The organism is Rhizobium sp. P2_G9 (assembly GCF_056403475.1).
The window spans coordinates 129,547-153,375 of sequence record NZ_JBFUFK010000005.1 but is presented as its reverse complement, the minus strand read 5'-3'; the positions used below and the strand labels follow the sequence as shown (position 1 = coordinate 153,375).

The 23,829-nt window shown below is 60.7% G+C and carries 21 protein-coding genes; 10 read left to right on the top strand and 11 right to left on the bottom strand.

Annotated elements, in window-relative coordinates; all coding sequences use genetic code 11:
• Positions 1-384: 384 nt before the first annotated feature.
• Positions 385-825 (top strand): hypothetical protein, encoded by a 441-nt coding sequence (locus tag AC1DYF_RS06200; protein ID WP_477875816.1) that lies wholly within the window; start codon positions 385-387, stop codon positions 823-825.
• A 6-nt stretch (positions 826-831) separates the two neighbouring features.
• Here the strand turns inward: AC1DYF_RS06200 and AC1DYF_RS06195 are convergent, their stop codons facing one another.
• Positions 832-1,584, bottom strand: a complete 753-nt coding sequence (locus AC1DYF_RS06195) for an SGNH/GDSL hydrolase family protein (protein ID WP_477875815.1) — start codon at positions 1,582-1,584, stop codon at positions 832-834.
• A 307-nt stretch (positions 1,585-1,891) separates the two neighbouring features.
• Between AC1DYF_RS06195 and AC1DYF_RS06190 the strand changes: the two genes are divergently transcribed.
• The 5 genes from AC1DYF_RS06190 to AC1DYF_RS06170 all read left to right on the top strand — a co-directional run bounded on the left by AC1DYF_RS06190 (position 1,892) and on the right by AC1DYF_RS06170 (position 7,917).
• Positions 1,892-3,475, top strand: a complete 1,584-nt coding sequence (locus AC1DYF_RS06190; protein ID WP_477875814.1) for an ABC transporter substrate-binding protein — start codon at positions 1,892-1,894, stop codon at positions 3,473-3,475.
• Between the two features lie 16 nt (positions 3,476-3,491).
• Positions 3,492-4,451, top strand: a complete 960-nt coding sequence (locus AC1DYF_RS06185) for an ABC transporter permease (protein WP_477875813.1) — start codon at positions 3,492-3,494, stop codon at positions 4,449-4,451.
• A 7-nt stretch (positions 4,452-4,458) separates the two neighbouring features.
• Positions 4,459-5,283: an ABC transporter permease gene (locus tag AC1DYF_RS06180; protein ID WP_477875812.1), complete on the top strand. Its 825-nt coding sequence runs from the start codon at positions 4,459-4,461 to the stop codon at positions 5,281-5,283.
• Positions 5,276-6,913 (top strand): ABC transporter ATP-binding protein, encoded by a 1,638-nt coding sequence (locus tag AC1DYF_RS06175; protein ID WP_477875811.1) that lies wholly within the window; start codon positions 5,276-5,278, stop codon positions 6,911-6,913. The genes AC1DYF_RS06180 and AC1DYF_RS06175 overlap by 8 nt, the downstream gene beginning before the upstream one ends.
• 116 nt (positions 6,914-7,029) lie before the next feature.
• Complete coding sequence (locus tag AC1DYF_RS06170; protein WP_477875810.1) at positions 7,030-7,917, top strand: DMT family transporter; 888 nt, start codon at positions 7,030-7,032, stop codon at positions 7,915-7,917.
• Between the two features lie 49 nt (positions 7,918-7,966).
• On the opposite strand, the gene AC1DYF_RS06165 is transcribed toward AC1DYF_RS06170, so the two are convergent.
• From AC1DYF_RS06165 to AC1DYF_RS06150, 4 genes are all read right to left on the bottom strand, one after another.
• Positions 7,967-9,511, bottom strand: a complete 1,545-nt coding sequence (locus tag AC1DYF_RS06165) for a DHA2 family efflux MFS transporter permease subunit (protein WP_477875809.1) — start codon at positions 9,509-9,511, stop codon at positions 7,967-7,969.
• A 20-nt stretch (positions 9,512-9,531) separates the two neighbouring features.
• Entirely contained in the window at positions 9,532-10,854 is a 1,323-nt protein-coding gene (locus AC1DYF_RS06160) for an HlyD family secretion protein (protein WP_477875808.1), read from the bottom strand.
• Positions 10,847-11,311: a MarR family winged helix-turn-helix transcriptional regulator gene (locus AC1DYF_RS06155; protein ID WP_477875807.1), complete on the bottom strand. Its 465-nt coding sequence runs from the start codon at positions 11,309-11,311 to the stop codon at positions 10,847-10,849. Before AC1DYF_RS06155 ends, AC1DYF_RS06160 begins: the two co-directional genes overlap by 8 nt.
• 197 nt (positions 11,312-11,508) lie before the next feature.
• Positions 11,509-12,507 carry an alpha/beta hydrolase gene (locus tag AC1DYF_RS06150; RefSeq protein ID WP_477875806.1) on the bottom strand — a complete coding sequence of 333 codons (999 nt, stop codon included), beginning with the start codon at positions 12,505-12,507 and terminating at the stop codon, positions 11,509-11,511.
• 188 nt (positions 12,508-12,695) lie between these two features.
• On the opposite strand from AC1DYF_RS06150, the gene AC1DYF_RS06145 reads away from it, so the two are divergent.
• Together AC1DYF_RS06145 and AC1DYF_RS06140 are read left to right on the top strand one after the other, a co-directional pair.
• Positions 12,696-13,613, top strand: a complete 918-nt coding sequence (locus AC1DYF_RS06145; RefSeq protein ID WP_477875805.1) for an SMP-30/gluconolactonase/LRE family protein — start codon at positions 12,696-12,698, stop codon at positions 13,611-13,613.
• A gap of 112 nt (positions 13,614-13,725) precedes the next feature.
• Positions 13,726-13,995, top strand: a complete 270-nt coding sequence (locus tag AC1DYF_RS06140) for a hypothetical protein (protein WP_477875804.1) — start codon at positions 13,726-13,728, stop codon at positions 13,993-13,995.
• Positions 13,996-14,002: 7 nt separating this feature from the next.
• Here AC1DYF_RS06140 and AC1DYF_RS06135 read toward each other — a convergent pair whose 3' ends face one another.
• The 4 genes from AC1DYF_RS06135 to AC1DYF_RS06120 all read right to left on the bottom strand — a co-directional run bounded on the left by AC1DYF_RS06135 (position 14,003) and on the right by AC1DYF_RS06120 (position 20,607).
• Entirely contained in the window at positions 14,003-14,788 is a 786-nt protein-coding gene (locus tag AC1DYF_RS06135; protein ID WP_477875803.1) for a Stf0 family sulfotransferase, read from the bottom strand.
• A 154-nt stretch (positions 14,789-14,942) separates the two neighbouring features.
• A complete protein-coding gene (locus AC1DYF_RS06130; RefSeq protein WP_477875802.1) occupies positions 14,943-16,826 on the bottom strand; it encodes a diguanylate cyclase in 1,884 nt (627 codons plus the stop codon).
• A 221-nt stretch (positions 16,827-17,047) separates the two neighbouring features.
• Positions 17,048-18,580, bottom strand: coding sequence for a UxaA family hydrolase (locus tag AC1DYF_RS06125; protein WP_477875801.1), 1,533 nt, complete (start codon positions 18,578-18,580; stop codon positions 17,048-17,050).
• A gap of 212 nt (positions 18,581-18,792) precedes the next feature.
• Positions 18,793-20,607: a chloride channel protein gene (locus tag AC1DYF_RS06120; RefSeq protein WP_477875800.1), complete on the bottom strand. Its 1,815-nt coding sequence runs from the start codon at positions 20,605-20,607 to the stop codon at positions 18,793-18,795.
• Between the two features lie 92 nt (positions 20,608-20,699).
• On the opposite strand from AC1DYF_RS06120, the gene AC1DYF_RS06115 reads away from it, so the two are divergent.
• Positions 20,700-21,146, top strand: a complete 447-nt coding sequence (locus AC1DYF_RS06115) for a MarR family winged helix-turn-helix transcriptional regulator (RefSeq protein ID WP_477875799.1) — start codon at positions 20,700-20,702, stop codon at positions 21,144-21,146.
• A 7-nt stretch (positions 21,147-21,153) separates the two neighbouring features.
• Here AC1DYF_RS06115 and AC1DYF_RS06110 read toward each other — a convergent pair whose 3' ends face one another.
• Positions 21,154-22,071, bottom strand: coding sequence for a DMT family transporter (locus AC1DYF_RS06110; protein ID WP_477875798.1), 918 nt, complete (start codon positions 22,069-22,071; stop codon positions 21,154-21,156).
• 225 nt (positions 22,072-22,296) lie between these two features.
• On the opposite strand from AC1DYF_RS06110, the gene AC1DYF_RS06105 reads away from it, so the two are divergent.
• On the top strand, positions 22,297-23,292 hold the full coding sequence (locus tag AC1DYF_RS06105) for an adenosine kinase (RefSeq protein WP_477875797.1): 996 nt from the start codon (positions 22,297-22,299) through the stop codon (positions 23,290-23,292).
• On the opposite strand, the gene AC1DYF_RS06100 is transcribed toward AC1DYF_RS06105, so the two are convergent.
• Positions 23,282-23,821: an SH3 domain-containing protein gene (locus AC1DYF_RS06100; protein ID WP_477875796.1), complete on the bottom strand. Its 540-nt coding sequence runs from the start codon at positions 23,819-23,821 to the stop codon at positions 23,282-23,284. The two genes, AC1DYF_RS06105 and AC1DYF_RS06100, sit on opposite strands and share 11 nt — an antisense overlap.
• Positions 23,822-23,829: the final 8 nt, after the last annotated feature.

The following is a 23,829-nucleotide window of genomic DNA, read 5'->3' as shown; positions in this document are numbered from 1 at the left end:
ATGAAAATTCACTACATTGTCATGATTAGCATGTTTGTCGGCATATAAATAGTGAAATTCGCGTGAGAACGTAGAATTTACGGAAAGATAAGGCTTTCTTAGCACTTATGCCGGCCGTTCGCCGGCCGAATGCCATCCGTCCTTGTCGGCGAAAGACCGCGTATTTGGCGGAATTGTACAACATTCATCGGCGCCTGCGAGGTCGAATGCAAACAGATTGCCTCGTCGTCCGATAATAGTTGACATATGGCAAGAATTCAGGGCAAGCGCTATGCGCCTTTCCTCGCCTGTCTCGCTTTTTCATTCCCAGTGTGAAATTGCCGGGAAATAAAATCCCGTTCCTGTGCGTCCCTTACTTCAGTTGAAGAAGGATAAAGGCACACAATGGTAAAATTGGCGGCGGCAGTTCTGGGTGTTTGCCTGACATTTCCCGCGATGGCATATGCAGGCGGTGCACTCGACTGCAGTTTCAGCGACACGACCGGTGAATTCTTCTTCGGTGGGCTCTATGCGCAACTGGGCAATTCCAAACTGGAAAATATCTCCGGCAGTTTCGAAACCGCCAATCTCCGCTTGCCGCCGTCATTCAGTTCCTTCGAGTTCCGGCCGGAGCAACTGGTCGAGCAGAGTTTCGACGCGAGCGCCATCCATCTGAAATTCGACGTCAAAGCCGGCCTGACCGAAACCGCCCCGTCGATGACCATCACGATCGACAGCCGCCACGCACCGAACGACAAAATCGCCTATGTCGGGGGCTACTCGCTCGTCGTTTCACCGCCCCGACAGGAATTCACCGGCACGGTGTATTGCTACGTCCAGGATTGACGAATTTCAGCGGTTCGCCTTCTTGAGCGCCGAAAAGATCACGTCATAGCCGGCACGACGGAAATGGCCGAAATCGTCGGCGTAATTGGCGCAGACCGGCCCCTGATGGGCTTTCGCGGAGGCAACACGTAGCGGCGCGTCATAAAGGCCACAGGTAATTTCGGATGCTTCGGCCTCGAAATAATGGAGATAGGGCAGAGTTTTGGCCCAGTCGCGCATCTCGGCATTGACCGCGAGCCGCGCATCGTTGCGAAAGCGGAAATCGCTCCCGCGCGGCGGAATGCCCATGACATGGACCACCGCCATGGGCCACTGATTATGCGCCGCCAAGACGACCAATTTGATGCCGGCGGCGATCGCGCAGGCCGGCATGTCTTCCCGGGTCAGATTGTTGGTGCCGATCACCACGACCAGCGTTGACGGCTTTGTCTGGTCGGCTCTCGGTTTGCGCAGTTGCCACAATGTGTTTTGYGTCACGCTGCCGCCGACGGCGAAATTCCAGACCCTGTCCGTCCCGAACTGCTGGCGCGCCATGTCATCAGGCCAATTGGCGGCAAGCGAATCCCCGATCAGCACCACATCTGCCTCACCCGGCGGATGTTCCAGCAGTGTCGCCGACTTTTCCAGTCCTTCGGGATATTGGTAGGGCGCGGGATCCGTGGCGACCGCCACGGCAAAACGGTTGCACTCGCCAGCCGCGGGCTGGCTGCAGACCACCGCGCCGCAAAAGGCCGCAAGTGCAACCGGACGCACCAACATCGGCATCCTCTTATGGACTGCTTCAACGGCAATCATCTTCTGCCTCCGACGGCCGTTTCCGGCGACGTGAAATCTGCAATTGCAGGCCGGTCAGCTGCATCTGCCATTCGTCTGGCTGATGGCGTTACGGGATTGTTATTCAAGCAGGATTGATCGGCGTCAAGCCATTGCACCACGCTTCGGTATTGCAATAGTGAATGGCGCGAATAGTATGGCTCCATGGCGGCCAGCGCCTCAATATCCATGCGAGGCTGGCGGAGGTCTACGCTCTGACCGGGACGAGCTGACAAACAGGGAAACTATCACAATGACCAACGAACTTGACTACCTCAGCAGGCGCGTTGCCGCCGGTAAGCTCACCCGCCGCGATTTCCTCGGCCGCGCTGCGGCCCTTGGCGTCGCCGCCACTTTCGCCGATGGCCTGCTGGCCACCGCCGGCTATGCCGACACGCCCGTCAAGGGCGGCACGCTCAAGGCCGGCCTGCAGGGCGGCTCCGCCACCGACAGCCTCGACCCCGCCACATGGCAGAGCCAGGTGCCCTATTTCTTCGGCCGCCAGTGGTCGGAACAACTGGTGCAGGTCGATCACGCAGGCGTGGTCCAGCCGGCGCTCGCTGAAGAATGGGGCGCCTCGAAGGACGCCAAGGTCTGGACCTTCAAGATCCGCAAAGGCGTCGAATTCCATAACGGCAAGTCGATGACCCCGGCCGACGTGCTCGCCACCATGCAGCGCCATTCAGACGCCAAGTCGAAGTCGGGCGCGCTCGGCATCATGCAGGGCATCGACAACATCAAGCTCGACGGCCAAAACCTCGTCATCGCGCTGAAGGACGCCAACGCCGACCTGCCCTTCCTGCTCGACGATTACCATCTGATGATTCAGCCGAACGGCGGCAAGGACAATCCGACCGAAGGCATCGGCACCGGTCCTTACAAGATCACCACCAACGACGTTGGCGTCCGCCTCGGTGGTGAGAAGTTCAAGAATTACTGGCGCGACGACCGCGGCTTTGCCGACCAGATCGAGATCATCGTCATCAACGACGCCACGGCCCGCATGTCGGCGCTGCAGGGCGGCCAGGTGCACATGGTCAACCGCGTCGAGCCGAAGATCGTCAACCTGATCAAGCGCGTGCCGGGCATCACCATCCGCAACGTCGCCGGCAAGGGCCATTACGTCTTCATCTGCCACTGCAACACCGCGCCTTTCGACAACAACGACCTGCGCCAGGCGCTGAAATTCGCCATCGACCGCGACGAAATGGTGCAGAAGATCCTGATGGGTTATGGCTCGGTCGGCAACGACACGCCGATCAACAAGGCCTATCCGCTGTTCACCGAGATGGAGCAGCGCAAATACGATCCGGACAAGGCCGCCTTCCACTACAAGAAATCAGGCCATTCCGGCTCGGTCCTGCTGCGCACGTCCGACGTTGCCTTCCCTGGCGCCATCGATGCTGCCCAGCTCTACCAGCAGAGTGCCGCCAAGGCCGGTATCACGCTGGAAATCAAGCGCGAGCCGGGCGACGGCTACTGGTCGGAAGTCTGGAACAAGCAGCCCTTCTCCGCCTCCTACTGGGGCGGCCGGCCGACCCAGGACCAGATGTATTCCACGGCTTATTATTCCAAGGCCGACTGGAACGATACCCGCTTCTTCAACGACAAGTTCGACAAGATGCTGTTCCAGGCGCGCGGCGAACTCGACACTGAAAAGCGCAAGAAGCTCTATGCCGACATGGGCACGATCGTGAACCAGGAAGGTGGCGTCATCGCTCCGATGTTCAACGACTTCATCGACGCCACCGGCCCGAAGGTCGGCGGCTGGTATGACGACGGCAACCAGGAACTGATGGGCGGCTACGCACTTTCCAAGTGCTGGCTCAAAGCTTGAGCGTGGGCCGGCGCCCATGTCTTCGCCCGTATTGAAACTGATCGCCCAGCGCGTTGCGCTGGGCATTGTCCTGTTGCTCGCGGTCTCGGTGCTGATCTTTGCCGGCACGTTGATCCTGCCGGGCGACGTGGCGCAAGCAATCCTCGGCCAATCGGCGACGCCGCAAGCGTTGGCGAACATGCGCGAGTCCATGCACCTCAACGACCCGGCTTATATCCGGTATTTCCGTTGGCTCTGGGGTGTTTTGCATGGCGATCTCGGCAAGTCCCTGGCCAGCCAGCTCGATATTGCCGGCTCGATCGGCGAGCGGCTGTCGAACACATTGTTCCTGGCCTTCTGGGCGGCGGTCGTCGCCGTGCCGCTGGCAATCATTCTTGGGCTGACGGCAGTGCGCTACCGCAATGGCTGGGTCGACAAACTGATCACCGGCCTCGCGCTCGCCTCGACCTCGCTGCCGGAATTCTTCATCGGCTATCTGCTGGTCTATTTCTTTGCGGTCCAATATCAGATCTTCCCCGCGGTCTCGACCGTCTATCCCGGAATGTCTTTCCTCGAAAGGATGCAGGCGATCGCGCTGCCGGCGATGGCGCTGACGCTGGTCGTGCTGGCGCATATGATGCGCATGACCCGCGCCACCATCCTCAATGTCATGCAGTCGGCCTATATCGAAACAGCAGAACTCAAGGGGCTGACCGCGTTCGAAATCATTCGCAAGCACGCCTTCCCCAACGCTGTCGCGCCGATCGTCAACGTGGTGATGCTCAACCTTGCCTATCTCGTCGTCGGCGTCGTGGTGGTCGAGGTGATCTTTGCCTATCCCGGCATGGGGCAATATCTGGTCGACAATGTCACCAAGCGTGACGTGCCGGTGGTGCAGGCGGTCGGTCTGATCTTCGCCGCCATCTACATCGTGTTGAACATGATCGCGGACGTGGTGTCGATCCTCGCCAATCCGCGGCTCAGGCATCCGAAGTGAGGACGAGATGTTGAGACGCATCCCCATAGGCGCCCTTATCGGCCTCATCTTGACCGCGGCATTCCTGCTGATCGCGATCTTCGCGCAGTTCATCGCCCCGCATGGCCTCGGCGAGATCCTCGGCGATGCCTGGCTGCCGATGTCGGCGAAATACCCCCTGGGCACCGACCAGCTCGGGCGCGATCTGCTGTCGCGCATGATCTACGGCGCCCAGACGACGGTCTTCATCGCCGTGCTCGCGACGGCGCTGTCCTTCTCCCTCGGCGCCATCTTTGGCTTTGCCGCGGCGGTGATCGGTGGCTGGTTCGACATGCTCGTCTCGCGCGTGGTCGACATGCTGATGGCAATCCCGACACTGATCTTTGGCCTAGTGGTGCTCTCTGTGCTGCCGTCCAATGTCTTTACGCTCATCATGGTGATGGGCATCCTCGATTCGACCCGTGTTTTCCGGCTGTCCCGCGCCGTGGCTGTCGATCTCAATGTCATGGACTTTGTCGAAGCCGCGAAGCTGCGCGGCGAGGGCAGACTTTGGGTGATCTTCGCCGAAATCCTGCCGAATGCATTGACACCGCTGATCTCCGAACTCGGCCTGCGCTTCATCTATGCGATCCTGTTCCTCTCGGCCCTTTCCTTCCTCGGCCTCGGCGTGCAGCCGCCGGATGCCGATTGGGGCAGCATGGTCAAGGAGAACAAGGATGGCATCGTCTTCGGCGTGCCGGCCGCACTGATCCCGGCGGCGGCCATCGCGCTGCTGGCGATATCGGTCAATCTCGTCGCCGACTGGATCCTCAACCGCACCACCAGCCTCAAGGGAGGGCGCGGCAATGGCTGAGACCTTGCTCGACATCCGCAACCTCCGAATCGAGGCCACCGCTTACCCGCCGGGCGAGCCGCCGAAGAATGTGGTTCTGGTCGACGATGTATCGCTGACACTTGAAAAGGGCAGGGTTCTCGGCCTGATCGGCGAATCCGGCGCGGGAAAATCGACCATCGGCCTGTCCTCCATGGCCTATGGCCGTGGCGGCGTCAGGATTACCGGCGGCGAGATCGTGCTCAATGGCCGCGACATCCTCAAGCAGGGCCGCAATGGCGTCCGCAAACTGCGCGGCCGCGAGGTCTGCTATGTCGCGCAATCGGCGGCGGCCGCATTCAACCCTGCGCAGAAGCTGATGGACCAGGTGGTGGAAAGCTCGCTCAAGCACGGTGTCGCCAACCGCACCGAGGCGGAGCGCCGCGCCGTGGCGCTGTTCCGCAAGCTGAGCCTGCCCAATCCCGAAACCATCGGTAACCGCTATCCGCACCAGGTCTCCGGCGGCCAGCTCCAGCGCGTCATGACTGCGATGGCGCTCTGCCCCGAGCCGGACCTGATCGTTTTCGATGAACCGACGACAGCACTCGACGTCACCACCCAGATCGACGTGCTGGCCGCGATCAAGGAGGCGATCCGCGACACCCATGTCGCCGCTCTCTACATCACCCATGACCTCGCCGTGGTCGCGCAAGTGGCTGACGACATCATGGTGCTGAGATATGGCAAGATGGTCGAGAAGGGCTCGACGCACGAGATCATCAAGGAGCCGAAGGAAGCTTATACCCAGGCGCTGGTCTCCGTGCATCGCGTGCCGCACGAGGAAAAGCAGCCGACGCCCAAACCGATCCTTTCAGTGAAGAATGTCACGGCCGCGTACGGCCGCGGTACGGTCAAGGTGCTGAAGAACGTCTCGGTCGACATCCATCCCGGCCAGACCCTGGCTGTCGTCGGCGAATCCGGCTCCGGAAAATCGACGCTTGCACGCGCCATCACCGGTCTCCTGCCGCCCTCGGAAGGCGAGGTTGTATTCGATGGCCGGACGCTGTCGAAGCGGCTCGCCAATCGAAGCAAAGATGACCTGCGCCAATTGCAGATGATCTACCAGATGGCCGACGTGGCGATGAACCCGCGTCATACCGTCGGCACGATCATCGGCCGCCCCCTGACCTTCTACTTCGGCCTGCGTGGTGCTGCGCGTGAAAAGCGTGTCATCGAACTGCTCGACGAGATCGAGATGGGCAAGGGTTTCCTCAATCGCTACCCGGCCGAGCTGTCCGGTGGTCAGAAGCAGCGCGTCTGCATCGCCCGAGCGCTGGCCGCCAAGCCGAAGCTGATCATCTGCGACGAGGTGACCAGCGCGCTTGATCCCCTGGTGGCCAACGGCATCCTGAAACTGCTGCTCAACCTGCAACAGCACGAGCATGTCGCCTACCTCTTCATCACCCACGACATTGACACGGTGCGGTCCATCGCGGATTCGATTGCGGTCATGTATCGCGGCGAGGTGGTGCGCTATGGCGCCAAGAGCAAGGTGCTGGCGCCGCCCTTCGACGATTACACGGACCTGTTGTTGTCCTCGGTGCCGGAGATGGAAATCGGCTGGCTGGAAAAAGCAATTGCTAGCCGAAAGATGGCGAGCGCGGGGAATTAGGCAAAACGCTCATTTGCTTTTGGGGAGAGAAGCAAGTGACGCCCGGGCGCCCATTGTCGCCCGCCAACAACCATTGTAAGTCTGTCTTACCTTCCAGTCAGACTGCTTCGGTCCCCATGCCCCTCATTCCCGACGCCCTTCGCGGGCCTGTCTTCATGATCCTCTCAACCGCCTTCTACGTCGTCAACGACACGATGATGAAGCTCGCGACGCATGGCCTGCCGCCTTATGAAGTGCTGTTCCTGCGCGGCGTGGCCGCCACGCTCTGGGGCCTGCCGCTGCTTTACCTGCTGGGCTACGGCAAAAAGGCCGGACTGATGTTCGAGCGCCGTGTCCTGCTCCGCAATGTCATGGAATTCGCCGGCGTCTTCGCCTATGTCGTGGCACTGGCCAATATGCCGATCGCGGTTGCCATCGCGCTGGGGCAGGTGACGCCGCTTCTGCTTCTGCTGGGGGCTTCGATCTTCCTGCGCGAACGCATCGGCGGCACCAGGATGATGCTGATTTCTGCCGGATTTGTGGGAGCCTTGCTGGTCGCGCAACCGACGGCCAAAGGCATCTCGGTTTACGCCTTGCTTGGTCTTGCCAACGCCGTCTTTTCGGCGGTGCGCGATCTCGTCGGGCGCCGGGTCGCGCCTGATACGCCGGGAATGGTGGTGGCGATCTCGGCCGTGCTTGTCGTGCTTGTCGGCTCCGGCGTCGCCCATGTGACGGCTGAAACCTGGGTCATACCCGGCCCGCATCACATCGCGCTGCTGGCAGGCGCCGGCCTCTTTCTGATTTTCGGCCATTTCTTCATCTTTATGGCCTATCGCGTCGGACGCCCCAGGATCGTGGCACCCTTCTACTATTGCTTTTCCGTCTGGGCGGTGTTTTCCGGCTTCGTCGTGTTCGGCGAATTGCCGAACCTTCTGGCGATGATCGGCATTTGTCTGATCATGATTGCCGGCCTGACCATCGTCCTGCTCGACGAACGCAGGCGGCGGCTGATGATCGTGGCCTGATACGCGAAGAGGGGCGATCGGCGACGCTGGTCGCCGACGCGTGGTCAAGCTATTCCATCACTGCCGCATGATCCATCTTCGGCGCGGCGGCCTTGGGCTTGCGCAGCAGCAGCACCAGAGGCATCACCGCGATCGACATCAACATCAAAAGCTTGAAATCGTCCATATAGGCGATGATCGTCGCCTGTAGGTTGATGGTTTCGTTCAGTGCCGCACGTCCGGCGGCCGTCAGCGGGCTGAGGCTTTGCGCAGCCGCCTGATTGAAGGCGTGGTTGAACGGCGTGACATAGGCCGCGATTGATTCATGATTGCTCTGCGTGTTCGAGACGATCAATGCCGAGACGATCGAAATGCCGACGCTCGAGCCGATATTGCGCGACAGATTATAGAGGCCGGTGCCTTCGCCGCGCATCTGCGCCGGCAGTGTCGAAAACGCCATCGTAGTCAGCGGCACGAACAGGAAGCCAAGGCCCGCGCCCTGGACGAAGCCGACCCAGATGATCGTCGACTGCGACACATCAGGCGTCCAGCCGGTCATGGCGTACATCGCCCAGGCGGTCAGGCCGAGGCCGAGCAGCAGCAGCCAGCGGCTGTCGACGCGGCCGATCAGCCGGCCGACGATGAACATGCAGAGCATGGTGCCGAGCCCGCGCGGCCCCATGACGATGCCGGCGGTGATCACCGGATAGCCCATCAAAGTCTGCAGGTACGGCGTCATCAGGGCCAGCGACGCGAGATAGGTGATGCCGATGACGAAGATGAAGATCATGCTGACCGTAAAATTCTGGTCGAGGAATAGCCGCGGATTGACGAAGGAGTTCTTCTTTGTGAACGTCTGCACAAGCAGTAGGTAGAAGGCGGCGGCGCAGACGATCGCCTCGATGACGATTTCGCCTGACGAGAACCAGTCGAGCTGTTCGCCACGGTCGAGGAAAAGCTGCAGCGAGGCGATGAACAGGCTCATCATGGCGAAGCCGAACCAGTCCAGTTTCGCCAGCGCATCGATCTTGGTCTCGGTGACAAAGATGACGATGCCGGCGAAGGCCAGTACGCCGATCGGCACATTGATGTAGAACACCCAGCGCCAGCTGATATTGTCGGTCAGCCAGCCGCCGATCACGGGTCCAAGCACCGGACCGACCATGACCGAGACGCCGAACAGCGCCATGGCCGAGCCGCGTTCCTCCACCGTGTAGATATCGAGCAGGATACCCTGCGACAGCGGCACCAGCGAGGCGCCGAAAAAGCCCTGCAGCAGGCGGAAGGCGACGATTTCGTTGAGCGACTGCGCCAGGCCGCAAAGCACGGAAGCGACGACGAAGCCGAGGATGGCTGCCAGCAGCACGCGCTTGCGGCCGAACTTGGCGGCGAGGAAGCCCGACGGCGGCGTCATGATTGCCGCCGCGACGATATAGGAGGTCAGCACCCAGTTGATCTGGTCGGCACTCGCCGACACGCTGCCCTGGATATAGGGCAGCGCCACATTGGCGATCGTGGTGTCCAGCGCCTGCATGATCACCGCAAGGATGACGCAGGCAGTGATCGCGCCGCGATTGGCGATCGGGCTGGCCGAGGATGACGCCGCGTTGCTCATGGCTCGCTACTTATGGTCCGTTATGCGTGGCTCTTGACGATTGCCCGTTCCCAGCTTTCGAGGCCGACGCTTTTCAGGAAATTCGACAGGAATTTCGGCATGCCGTTGATATGGCCGGTATCGAGCTCGACTTGGGTGCTCATGCCGACGCGCAGCGGCGGCTTGCCGGCTACATCGGTAATGCTGACGCGCATCGGAATGCGCTGCACGACCTTCACCCAGTTGCCGGTGGTGTTTTGCGCCGGCAACAGCGAGAAGGCGGAACCCGAAGCCGGGCTGATACTATCGACCTTGCCATGCCATTCGACGCCCGGATAGGAGTCGACGGTGATCGTCGCGGTCTGGCCGGGCTTCACGTAGGTAAGCTCGGTTTCCTTCGGATTGGCGAGAATCCAGAGCTTGGTATCGGAGACCAGCGAGAAGGCCTGCTGCGACGCCGGCAGGTAGGTGCCGACCTGTAGCGCGCTGACATTGGTGGCGATGCCGTCGAACGGCGCCTTGACGACGGTGTGGTTCAGCTCACGCTCGGCATTGTCGACGGCCGACCTGGCCTGCAGGTAGAGCGGATTTTCCTCGACCGGCTGGTCGGCATTGCCGCCGAGCTGGGCTAGGGCGGTGGCCGCCTGCGCCTTGGCGACGTCGACCTTCTGCTGCGCTGCTTCGAGATTGTGCTTGGCCTCATCGTAATCGGCCTTGGTCGCGGCCGAACTCTTGACCAGCTGTTCCTGGCGCTCGAACTGCAGCTGGTAATAGGGGATATCGGCTTGAGCCTGGGTGATCTGCGCCAGCGCCTGCTTATAGCTCGCCTTGAGGTTCAGGATCTGGTTGCGCTCGATGCCGAGCTGCGCTTCGGCGCCGGCAAGCGCGATCTTGAACGAGTCCTGGTCGAGACGGAAGAGTTCCTGGCCAGCCTTGACCTGTTCGTTGTCATGCACGCTGATACTGGCAACGGTGCCGGAGACGTCGGTGTTGACGCCCACCATGTCGGCCTGGATATAGGCGTTGTCGGTGGACATCACCGCCCCGCCATTGACGTAGTAATAGCCGCCGGCAAGAAGCGCGATCGGCAGGAGTGCGAAGAGGATCGGACGCGTCACGCTGCGCCGGCGCTTGACCTTGACGAATGCAGGCGCAGCCGGAGCGGCTGGGGGTGCTGCGGTCTCCGGCTTGACGGCAGGTTCGGTTTTCGCGGCAGGTTCTGTCCGGGCAGCAGGCTCAGTTCTGGCGGCCGGCGCTTCCGCGGCTGTTTCCTTCTGCTGCATCTTTTCCTTGATGTCACCGCTCTCGGAGGAATTTGCCGCGTCCTCATCAGTCACAACGCGGAGGGAACTTTGCTCAGCCATGCTTCGTCTCATTCTCGGCCACCGGCATCCGGCAGGCCTGTATCAGGTTGGTCTTCACAGTGGACAGGATGTTGAACAGTTCGTCGCGCTGTTCATTGCTGACGCCATCGAAGGCTTCGCCGCGCGTCGCCTCGCCGATCTCGCGCATCACGTCGAGCAATGGCGTGGCTTCTTCGCGCATATAGAGCAGCCAGATGCGGCGGTCGGTCGGATGCTGGCGCCGCTCGATCAGGCCGCGCTCGGCGAGCTTGTCGAGAATGCGCACCAGCGTGATCGGCTCGATTTCCAGGATTTCGGCGAGGCCGCCCTGGTGGATGCCTTCGTTCTTGGAGAGATAGGCAAGCGTTTGCCACTGCGACCGGGTCAGCCCCAGGCCACGCGCACGCTGCTCGAAACGCTTGCGCATCAGCCGCGCCACGTCGTGCAGAAGGAATCCCACTGTCGGTTTGTTTGTCATTTGTCGCTTTGTCGGCTGAATATATGCATGCTTATGATTAGCCTACCTATGTTAAGGGAGCCTTGCGTTCAAGCCTGGCATTCAATATTTCATGCCTAAAGTACAAAATGTCGCGGTGCAGCGTCGCCGTTTGGCAACAGCGAAGGGGTCCGGCGCGCCATCTCGGGCCGGATCAGCAGTTTTCAGCGTGGAAAATATCAGTCGATCGGATGCACAGGCTCGGCCGCCGCCAAGCGATGGCTAGGAGCCACGACAGGATGCGTCCATTCCTTCCGCCCGAGCGATTTCACCGCTTCGACAATGCGGGTAAAGCTTTCGCGGGCGCGGGCAACGCTGTGGCGGGCGCGCAGGTAGCCGTGCACCAGGCCGGCCTCTTCATGCCACCACGCCTTGCCGCCGGCAGCGAGCAAGTGGTCGCGATAGGCTTCGCCGTCCGATGACAGCGGATCGCATTCGGCGGTGATTACCACTGTCGGCGGCAGGCCAGAGAAATCGCGATCGGCGAGCGGTGCAAACGTCGTGTCCCGGGAAATGTCGCGTTTGCCGGCGCGGATTTCCCTGTAAAAATCAAGATCGCGCACTGTCAGCATCGGCGCCTCGGCGTGTCTGATATAGGAGCCGTGGTTCGTGTCGCCGCCGAGGCCGGGATAGATCAGCACCTGGCCGATCGGCTTGCGGAGATGGTTGCGCGTATGATGTGCCACTGCGGCGGCGAGATTGCCGCCGGCGCTGTCGCCGGCCAGCAGGATCGGCAGTTCATAAGCATCTACGGCCCATTCGAAAGCGGCAAGGCAATCGTCGTAGGATGCGGGATGCTTGTGCTCCGGCGCCAGCCGGTAATCCACCGACACGACCTCGTAGCCCGTGCGGTGACAGATCTCAGCACAGACGTCGTCATGGCTTTCTAGCCCTCCGACGACAAAGCCGCCGCCGTGGAAATAAAGCAGCATGGCGCGGGAATCGTAGCGCATGGCGCGATAGCGGCGGATGGGGATCTTGCGGTCCGGCAGCGAAATTGCCTTGGTCTCCGCCGACACGCCATCCGGATAGCCGGCGAAGAATTCGTGGCACATGCGGTTATAGACGTCGCGCTGCTGGCCGACCGTGTAGTCGATCGTGTCAGGCGGATAGTAGGAATTGGTGCGGTCGATGAAGGCCCATGTCTCGGCGTCGATCAGCTTGCGGTAATCGGTCATCGGTCGTCCTCCTCGTATTTTTCGCAAGGATTGCAGATTAAGAAGACCGGCACAATTCCAATTGCGCCCTGCAGGCAATGTGCGTTTGACGCCCGGCCTGTGTGGTTCTTCGCCTTGACTTTGAACACGGGCGCGGATTTCCTCACCGCACGCGTTGGAGGACGCCAGCCTGAAGGGGGACTACCGCCATGTCGAACGGCAAATCGATCTATGAAATCCATGATCCGCGTTTCCAGCATTTGAGGGTCGGCAGCGCGGCGCTCGACGAGCTTTATTCCGGCTGCCGCTGGGCCGAGGGTCCGGTGTGGTTCGCCGATCTCAACTGCCTGATCTGGAGCGACATCCCCAATGAGCGCATGATGCGCTATTCGCAGGACGGCGACGTCTCGGTCTTCCGCACCAATTCGCATTTCACCAATGGCAATACCCGCGACCGGCAGGGCAGGCTCATCTCCTGCCAGCATGGCGCCCGCCGTGTCATCCGTACCGAGATCGATGGTTCGATCACGGTGCTTGCCGACAGCTACCAGGGCAAGCGACTGAATTCTCCCAACGACGTGATCGTCAAGTCGGACGACACGATCTGGTTTTCCGATCCGAGCTACGGCATTCTTTCCAATTACGAAGGCTATAAGGCCGAGCAGGAACAGGCGACCCGCAACGTCTACCGCCTCGATCCCGCGACCGGTGAATTGAAAGTGGTTTGCGACGATTTCGGCCAGCCGAACGGCCTGGCCTTCTCGCCGGATGAATCGAAACTCTACATTGCCGATTCCGCCTCCAGCCACGACCCCGAATGGCCACGCCACATCCGCGTGTTCCACGTCAACGATGACGGGACGCTGGGTGTCGGCCGCGTCTTCTGCAGTGTCAACGCCGGCCTACCGGATGGCTTTCGCATCGATATCGAAGGCAATCTCTGGACCAGCGCCGCCGACGGCGTGCATTGTTTCGCTCCGGATGGAACATTGCTAGGCAAGATCCTCGTGCCGCAGACGGTCTCCAACGTCGCCTTCGGCGGTCCGCGCCGCAACCGACTGTTCATCACCGCCACCAAGTCGCTCTACGCTGTTTATACGGCGACGACCGGCGCGCAATATTGCTGAGACGGGACCGCGACGAGGCCGACACCTCTTTAACGTCAGAAACAATTCTGCAATGTTGCCGGCCTGTCAGCAGAGCCGGCAACGATGTCGTTGCCAAAAAGGGGAGGTCCACATGAAGAAGTTGATTCTGGTTTCCATGCTCGCCGCATTTTCGCTGCCCGCCATCGCCCATGCCGACGACCCGCGCGCCGCTGTCCGCGCCGCCTGCCAGTCCGACGTCAAATCCAATTGCGGCATGGTGTTCAACCGCGACAAGGCGCTTGCCTGCCTGGTCAGCAATGCCTCCAAGCTCTCGGCCGGCTGCTCTGCGGCGCTGAAGAAAGCCTCGTGCAACGCCAAGGCGCCGGCCAATGTGAAGGCGACCTTCCCCTGCGCGGGCTAAGCACGTTTCATTGCTGAGACCGGACGGCGAGCGGCGGCAGGCCTGTCTCCGCGCGGAAGCGTGCCACCCAGTTCCGGCTCTCGCCATCGCTTAACCTTGCGGTCTTCGGCTCAATCGCCGAGGCAATGGCGGGGTCGAGGCCGAGTGCGGCCAGAACTGTCGCCAGCGCGGCCGTCGGGTCCTGCGACAGCGCTTCATAGGTCAGGCGCAACGGTTCGATGTCATTGTTGTCGAACCAATTGTTCCAGCTTTCGTCCTGCGCTGTCAGGTCATCGACATATCTGCCGATCTCGTCGCGATCATAGACGATGGCACGCGCCGGACTGGTTCGCTCGCGCTCTGTTCCGTCGGCGGCAATGTGCCAGAGCCCAGTCTGCATCGCCTTGACGCGCGAGACGGCCTGCGAAACTTTGTCGTTGCGCGACAGATGAATGAACAGCGATGGACCGAATACCGTTTCGAAACGGGCGCGGTCATTGGCCAAGCCAGGAAACAGATCGTCGAGCCGCGCCGATAATTCATCGCCGCTTTCCCGCATGATGCGCAAGCCGAATAGATCGGTACCGCCGCGTCCCGCGGCGATCACAGCTTCGATATAGTCTCTGCCGAAAACAGCCGCGCCTTCGCTGCCGGCGATCCCAACCTGCAGCCGGCTGGCCCAGCGCGGTATCGACTCCTTGCGGAAATACGAGGCAGGCCGACCGGCGACGCCAGTGCTTTCGATGAGATCGCATAGCAGCGTACTGCCGCTTCGCGGCGTTGCGCATAGGATATAGGATTGGACTGTCGGCATGCCGCCCTTACTCTCTGGATGTGGCAGGCCCTAACGACGCAGAATGATGGTTTTATGACAATGCTGACAAATCAAGTCACAGCACCGACGTGAAGCCGGCTTTCCCATGCGAGGGGTAAGCGGCAGATGATGAGAAGCGTTCTTTGGAATGGTATCAAGCGGATTTCTTGGCTTGTGCTTCGGCAAATGGCCTGAACAAAGTCCGATTGCGGCCCTGTGCCTTGGCATCATAGAGCGCAGCGTCGGCGGTCGACAGTAGCCGATGCGGTTGGACTCCGAGGCTCCGGCCCTTCGCGCAGCATATGCCGATGCTCGCGGTGACCTGCCCGAACGCGCTCGCGGAGTGGACGATATTCTCCACCTGTAAGAAGTGTGCAAATTGCTCCGCGACAACAGCCGCATTCTTTTCGTTGGTGTCGGGAAGCAAAACCACGAATTCCTCGCCGCCGTAGCGGGCAACGACATCCGTTACCCGTTTTGCTGCGCGCGACAGGCAATTGCTGACCCGCTTCAGACATTCGTCGCCCGACAGATGTCCATATGTGTCGTTATAGACCTTGAACCAATCGATATCGATCATCAGCAGGCTGAGCGGCGCGTTGCTTCTGGCGCTTCGGGCCGACTCGCGGGCAAATGCTTCGTCGAAAGCCCGGCGGTTGACGAGGCCGGTCAAGCCATCGGTCTCGGCGAGGCTTTTCAATTGCGCGGCCGACAGCCTGAGCGCAGCTTCAGCCTGCTTCATCGCGGTGATATCCGAGACCACCACCATCGCGGTGCCATCTTCGGCGAGCCGGGTGCGGATGCTGAGCCAGTTGCCGCTCGAGAGCTGGACTTCTTCGTCCTTGTTGCGGTGCAGGGTGGCTGCCGCCGCCTCGACCCACTCCTCCAATTTTTCCGCCGGCGCATCTGTCCGTTCCTGTTTCTCTGCGATCCGGCGAAGGATATCGCGGATATTGGCGCCGACGACACGAACTTCGGCCGAGTCCGGAAAGGCATTGCGGTATTGTTCGTTGCAGAAGATCAGAAATCCGTTGCGATCGAACATGGCAAAGCCGTCCGACATGCCGGCCATGGCATGCGACAACAAGTTCTTGCTCTCCCGCAACGCTCGTTCGAGTTCTATGCGTTCCGTGATGTCGCGCGTCACACCGGCAAGTCCGATGACATGCCCCTCCTTGTCCCGAAGGGGACTTTTGGAGGCGAGCAAGTGCCTGTCCTTTAGGCGCTCTTGGCTGTCGACCAGGGGCTCGCCTGTGCGCATGAGGCGTTGCTCGTAATAATAGAGCTCTTCGGCCACCGGTGGCGTCTGCAGGTTGAAATCAGTCAGCCCGATCATCTCCTCAGGTGTCGAGAACTGATAGAGGCGCGACATGTTTTCATTGACGATGATGAAGCGGCTGTCCCTATCCTTGACGTAGAGAAAGTCCGGCGACTGCGAAAATGCGGTCAGCAATGTGCTGCGGTCCAGCTCCACCTGACGGGTCTTCAGGATGATGAAGCCGCAGATCACCATCGTCAGACAGTTCATCAGCCCAATCGGCACGCCCATCAGCGCCAGACCTTGCACATTGTGAAGGATCGGCAGCGCTTCCATGAACACGGCAAGCACGACGCCAAAGGCGGCAGCGGTGATGGCGACATCCGAGAGTTTGGGTGGTCTTTTCCTTGTCAGGTGGTTGGCAAGCACACCGATAGCGCCAACCGCCGCCATGACGATCGCCGCGTCGATTGCCCCGGCTCCCCCAATCGCGATGCGAAAGATGATGGCGACCGTGATCGCAATGACAGCAGCCGGCGGGCCGCCGAACAGGCCTGCAAGCACCACAGGCACATAACGCAGATCGAGATAGATGCCGGGACTATACTGAACGGCAAGCACGATCGCGCCGATCGCGGTGCCGCCGGCGATCAGTCCAAGTACGATCCGTTCATAGCCAACCAGCTGCCGCTGGAACCAGATCGACACATGCGCCCAAATCGAGATCGCGAGACCGACAAACGCAAAGTTGCCGATAAGCTGTTCCCACAAGCCGTTCATCGAGGTGCGGCAGCCTTCCCAACATAGTTATTTCACTAATCTTAGACGTGAACTGGTGTGAGCTTCGTTAACTGCGYGCCTATTTGCTGCAGATTGCGAATATTTCTCAAATGTTTATGGAGTGATTCAAGGTTTGGAAGCCGATCTGTGCCGATCCGGGATGAAACATGGCCTGCGATCGCTTGAGGGCATGCCGCCCTCAAGCTGCAAGAATGGTCCGCTCAGGTAATTGCGCCGACCTGCCACGGCACGAATTCATTGTCGCCGTAGTCATAGACCTCGCTGACCGTCTTCTTGCCCGAGGCCACCGCGATGATGTCGTCGAAGATGCGCTGGCCGGCGGCTTCGATCGTGTCCTCGCCGGTGACGATGCCGCCGCAATTGATGTCCATGTCCTCGTCCATATGCTCGTACATCTCGGTATTGGTGGCGATCTTGATGCAGGGCGCCGGCTTCCAGCCCGAGACCGAACCACGGCCGGTGGTGAAGCAGACGACATTGCAGCCGCCGGCAATCTGGCCGGTGACGGCTACCGGGTCATAGCCGGGCGTGTCCATGAACACGAAGCCCTTTTCGGTCACCGGCTCAGCATATTCATAAACGGCTTTCAGCGGCATCGTGCCCCCCTTGGCAACCGCGCCCAGCGACTTTTCCAGGATCGTCGTCAGCCCACCCTGCTTGTTGCCGTAGGACGGATTGTTGTTGAGCTCGTCGCCATTGCGGGCGGTATAGTCGCGCCACCAATCGATACGCGACAGGAGCTTCTGCGCCACTTCCGGGCTGACCGCGCGGCGGGTGAGCAGGTGTTCGGCGCCATAGATTTCCGGTGTTTCGGACAGTACCGAGGTGCCGCCATGCCGTACGATCAGGTCCGACGCTACGCCAAGTGCCGGATTGGCCGAGATGCCGGAATAGCCGTCCGAGCCGCCGCATTCGAGCGCCACTTTGAGCGCCGACAGCGGCTGTTCGGTGCGCTCGATCGCATTCACGATCGGCAGCATTTCCTTGATGATCTCCTGCGCCGCGGCGATCGTCTTGCGCGTGCCGCCGGTCTGCTRGATGGTCATGGTGCGCAACAGTGCACCTTCTGCCAGCTTGTAGTGTTCCATGATCGGCTGGATCTGGTTGGTCTCACAGCCCAGCCCGATCAGCAGGATGCCGCCGAAATTCGGATGCCGGGCAAAGCCGTTGATGGTGCGCGTCAGAATCCGATAGCCTTCGGACTTGGTGTTGAGCGCACAGCCGCCGCCATGGGTGAGTGCGACGACACCATCGATATTGTCGAAACCGTCAAGCCCGCCATTCCGATTGAAATGCTCGGCAATATAGCGGGAGACGGTGGCGGAACAGTTCACCGAGGAGATGATGCCGATATAGTTGCGGGTGCCGATATTGCCGGCGCCACGATCATAGCCGAGGAACGTGCGGCGTTCGCTGACCGGCAGCAAGCGCTCATCACGGTTGTTGGAGCCAAGCTGATAGTCATGCTCGGAGGGCACCATCTGCAGATTATGCAGGTGGATATGCTGGCCCGGCTCGATATCGGCGGTGGCGACGCCGATCACCTGGCCGAACTTGTGCACTTCCTGCCCGGTCTTGATCGCCTTGAGCGCCATCTTGTGGCCGCGGCCGATCAGGTCCTTGGCCACAAGATCGTTGTAACCGGTGGCTTCGCCTTTCGAAATTTTCTGGCGCGCGACGCCGACATCGTCGAGCGGATTGAGAATGATGAGCGGAGCGGCGAGCGCGGACATGGGCGGTTCCTAGAACTGTTTCTTGCGGATAAAATACATTTGCCTGAAATGGCCTGCCGTCAAGGCGATAATATGTCAAACAACGGATTGTATTTATTGTTTTATTTTGAACAGGCCACCGTACTGGCTCGATTCTGTCGAGCGTGCGGCATGCGAAGAGACGGATTGCCATCTCTCTGCATTTCAGTCGCGATGATTTGTAGCGCCGTCGATCACCCCGCCTTCGCGGATCCAGTTCCAAGATAGGGGCGGCGTTCCAGCTCCGAGGATTTTACCGCGCTGCGCAGGCGCAACAGGTCCTTGCGGGCGATGAGGCCGACAAGCTTGCGGGTTTCGGCTTCGACGATCGGAATGCGGCCGACATCCGCCGACAGCATCAAGTCGGCAATGAAGCCGACCGTATCGTCCGGATGGCCAACCGGGATAGAGCTGTCGGAAACTCTGTCGGAAAGACTTTGCGCGAAAAACTCCTGCCTGCCCCGCCAACGCAAGGCATCGGCGCGGGAAACGACGCCGATCAACTTCCCATCCGTATCGACGACCGGATACACACGATGTGACTTTTCCGGGGAGGAGAGGAAGTCGCAGGCGCTGCCGACCGTCATCGCGGCCGGCAGTGTATCCACCTGGCGGATCATGATCTCGGCAGCACGTGTGAGCTCGAACGGATCGATGCCGTATTCGCGCGTGATATGCTGGCCCCGGCGCGCGATCTTTTCGGTCAGGATGGACCGGCGCAGCAGAAGGACGGTGACGGCATAGGCAGCGACGGTGGCTGCCAGCAGCGGTGCCAGCGTGCTGACATCACCGGTGATCTCGACGGCAAAGAATGTGCCGGTGAGCGGCGCGCGCATCGTGCCGCCCATCATCGCTGCCATGCCAAGCAGGGCCCAGAAGCCGGGATCGCCGGGCAGAGCGAGGCCGAAAATCCAGCCCATTGCGCCGCCCAGGATGAGCAATGGCGCAAGCACGCCACCGGACGTGCCGGATGACAGCGCCACCAGCCAGATACCCGCCTTAACCAGCAGGATGGTGACGACGGCGCCCACGGCGATATGATCGTGCAGCAGATCCGAAATGATGTCGTAACCGACGCCAAGCGCGCGCGGTTCGATCAAGCCGCCCAATCCGACGACAAGGCCGCCAAGCGCCGGCCACCAAATCCAATGGATCGGCAGCCGTTCAAAACCGTCTTCGAGCTTGTAGAGCAAGGTCGTCAGCACGCCGGACTGCAAGCCCGAGAGAATGCCGACTGCCACACAGAGCAGGATGCCCCACCAGGGAAGCTGAAGATGGAAAGTGGCTGGGAACAGCGGGCCGCTGCCGAACAGCAACGGCCGCCAGCCGATGGAAACGCAAGCTGCCACCACGACCGGGATGAAGCTGCGCGGCTTCCATTCGAACAACAGCAATTCGACCGCCAGCATCACCGCGGCAATCGGCGAGCCGAAGATCGCCGTCATGCCGGCCGCCGCCCCCGCGACCAGCAGGCTCTTGCGTTCGGCTGCGCTCATCTGGAAGAATTGTGCAAACAGCGACCCGATGGCGCCGCCGGTCATGATGATCGGGCCTTCGGCGCCGAACGGACCACCGCTGCCAATGGAGATCGCCGATGACAAGGGTTTCAGCAAAGCAACTTTCGGCGACATCCGGCTGCCGCCGATCAGGATGGCTTCAATCGCCTCGGGAATGCCATGACCGCGAATTTTCTCCGATCCGAACCGGGCCATCAGACCGATGACCAGGCCGCCGACAGCTGGTGCCGCGACCATCCACAGTGAACGGCCTGCCGTTGCGGGTGCGCTCGTCGCGATGCTGAAATGACCGAACCAGATGATGTTCGTCACCAGGGCAATCAGGTTGACCAGCACCCAGGCGGCGAGCGCGCCGCCGGTGCCGACGATGACCGCCATGCCCGTCAACACCAGAACGCGACTGTCCGTGGTGAAATCGCCCGCTTCGCGACGAGCAAGACCACCGGTAAAATCATGCAGGGGATATTGATGTCTGGCTTCGGGCTCTTCCAACGCGCTATCTCCGGATCACGCGCACGCCTTTAGGCTCCGCGTTCAAAACTGCGGCTGAATTATATCGTAATACGATATAATTCAATATCGAAATGAAGGAGATCGCTGTGACCGGACCGGAACAAAACGACACCCTTTCGCCTGCGGACTACCGGGCGCTTGCCGATCTCCGTTACAGCCTGCGGCGCTTCACGGAATTCAGTGCTTCGGCCGCGCAGGAGGAGGGGTTGCCGAGCCAGCAGCATCAGGCGCTGCTGGCAATCAAGGGCTACTCCGGAGACGAACCCATGACCATCGGCACATTGGCGAACCGGCTGCTCATTGCGCCTCATACTGCGACGGAACTGGTGGGGAGGCTAAGCGCATCTGATCTGGTGACACGAGAGTCCGACCCCGACGACAAGCGTCGCCATACATTGGCGCTGACAGAAAAGGCAGAAGCGATATTGCTGCGGCTGAGTGCAGCACACCTGCGGGAAATCCGCGAAATGGCGCCCGCGCTGATCGGTATCCTGCAGAGCCTGCAGCAAAAGATTTAGCCGAATTCTATTCCGGGATCGCCGGCAGTACCTTGTCCACCTTCTTCAGCGCCCGCTCGCGGAAGAAAATATAGAGGCCGGAAGCGATGATCAGCCCGGCGCCGATGAATTTGGCGGGTGACGGAAAATCGCCGAAGAACAGCCAGCCAAACACGATCGCCCAGAAAAGCTGCGTATATTGCAGCGGCGCCACCGCCGCTGCATCCGCGAGCTTGAAGGCCCAATTGACCATCACATGCGCCAACATGGCCAGCATACCGAGCATGAACAGCGGCACGATATCGCCCGCAGGCGGTGTATGCCAGGAAAACGGCACGACGAACGCGCTGACGATTGTCGCCGTCGCCGTTTGCCAGAAGATCATGGTGATCCCCGGCGTTTCCTTCAGCGAACGCGCCGAAAGCATCACGAAACCGAAGGCCATGCTGCCGAGGATGGAGATGACGGCCGAGGCGGAGAGCATCGCCCGCGACGGCTCCAGCGCCACCAGCACGCCGAGGAAGCCGCAACCGATCGCCGTCCAACGCCGCCAGCCGACATGCTCGCCGAGCAGCAGCGGAGCGAAACTGGCGACATAGATGGGTGCCGCTAGCCAATAGGTCATGACATCGGCGAGCGGCAGGGAGGCGACGGCGAAATAGAAGGCGTAGGAATCGATGATCGTCAATGCCACCCGCACCAGCAGCAGCAAGGGCCGGTCGAGGACGAACAGCTTGCGCCAACCGGCCTTCCACAGAAACGGCGACAGCAGGATCAACCCGGCAATGCCGCGGCAGAACACCAGCATGCTGATCGAATAGGACGACGTCAGCCACTTGCCGATCGCGTCATTGGTCGTGAAACAAAGCATGCTGGCAAGCATGATGATCACGGCCGCACTGGTGGAATGAAGGCCGGCAAACGGCCTGGTCAGGAAAGCGGGCATCGGGGACCTTGATGGGATATGCTCACGGTCATGCTGCGATTTGCTATCAAAGGCAACCGTAATGCGCCCATTTTCGCGCCACCAGAAAGGACAGAGGCGACAGGTCAAAGCATGCTCAAGCATTACAAATTTGCGGAATAGTCACGAAAGCTTTGCATTTCAGCTTTTCCGCCTCGGCGAAATAGGCCATAGCTCGTGCGAAAAAACTCGACTTAAGGCTTGGCAATGACCTCCTACGACGTGCTCACGGTCGGTAACGCGATCGTCGACATCATCGCGCGCTGCGAAGAAGATTTTCTCCTGAACAATACGATCCAGAAGGCGGCGATGAATCTCATCGACGCCGAGCGTTCGGCATTGCTCTATTCGCGCATGGGACCGGCGATCGAGACTTCGGGCGGCAGCGCCGGCAATACGGCGGCAGGCGTTGCGAGCTTYGGCGGCAAGGCTGCCTATTTCGGCAAGGTTTCGAACGACCAGCTCGGCGACATTTTCCGCCACGATATGCGTGCCCAGGGTGTGCATTTCGAGACCAAGCCGTTGCAGAGCAAACCGCCGACCGCCACCTCGATGATCTTCGTCACGCCGGACGGCGAGCGCTCGATGAATACCTATCTCGGCGCCTGCGTCGAGCTGGGCCCTGAGGACGTCGAGCCGGAAACGGTCGCCAATGCCCGCGTCACCTATTTCGAGGGCTATCTCTGGGATCCGCCGCGCGCCAAGGAAGCGATCCGCGAATGCGCCCGCATCGCCCATGAGCACGGCCAGGAAACGTCGATGACGCTCTCCGACAGCTTTTGCGTCGGCCGCTATCGCGAGGAATTCATCGACCTGATGCGCTCCGGCACGGTCGACATCGTTTTCGCCAACCGGGCCGAAACGCTGGCGCTGTACGAGACCTCGGATTTCGATACCGCGCTGGAGCAGATGTCCAGGGATTGCAAGCTCGCGGCCGTGACGATGAGTGAGAAGGGCTCGATCATCGTTCAGGGTGATCGGCGCATTCCGGTGCCGGCGCTTAAGATCGACAATCTGGTGGATACGACAGGTGCCGGCGATCTTTACGCCGCAGGCTTCCTGTTCGGCTATACGCACGGTTTCCAGTTGAGCGATTGTGGTCGCCTCGGCAGCCTGGCTGCCGGAATGGTGATCCAGCAGATCGGCCCGCGCATGCAGACGTCGCTGAAACAGGCAGCAATCGAAGCTGGCTTTATTTTGTAAAAGCCTCGCCCGGATAGGCTCCCCAGATCTCGGCCTGGCTGACATAGCCTTTGACGCCATCAGCAACGGCATGACACCAGGCGCCGTTGCATTCGTCGATCTTCATCACCACGCCGGGCTGCATCCGGGCGATGACGCTTGCCGTGTCGCGCTCGTCGTTGTGCATGTTGACGAAGACATTGGTCTTGTCCTTCATCCACGGCGCGGCGATCGCCGTCCGGTCACCCGACAGCATGGAATGAAACACCCAGCCTTCGGTGCCGTCGGCATCGCGGATGCGCCGCCAATTGTCGAATTCCTGGACGATCTCCACCGGCAGGCCGGATTTCACATAGAGCCAGGACACCGCATAGTCCTGGCCTGGGCCGACGCGCAGGTTGATCTTCTTGGCTTTCAGCGTCACGAAGCGCGGCAGCGGCAGGCCGGAGGCAGCCTTGGTTGCCTGCGCCTGGGCTGTCGAAGCAAAGCCGGCAGCCAGGATGACTGCGCCGAAAATCGCGGGAATGAGTTTATTCAGTTGCCTTGTCATGACCAGTC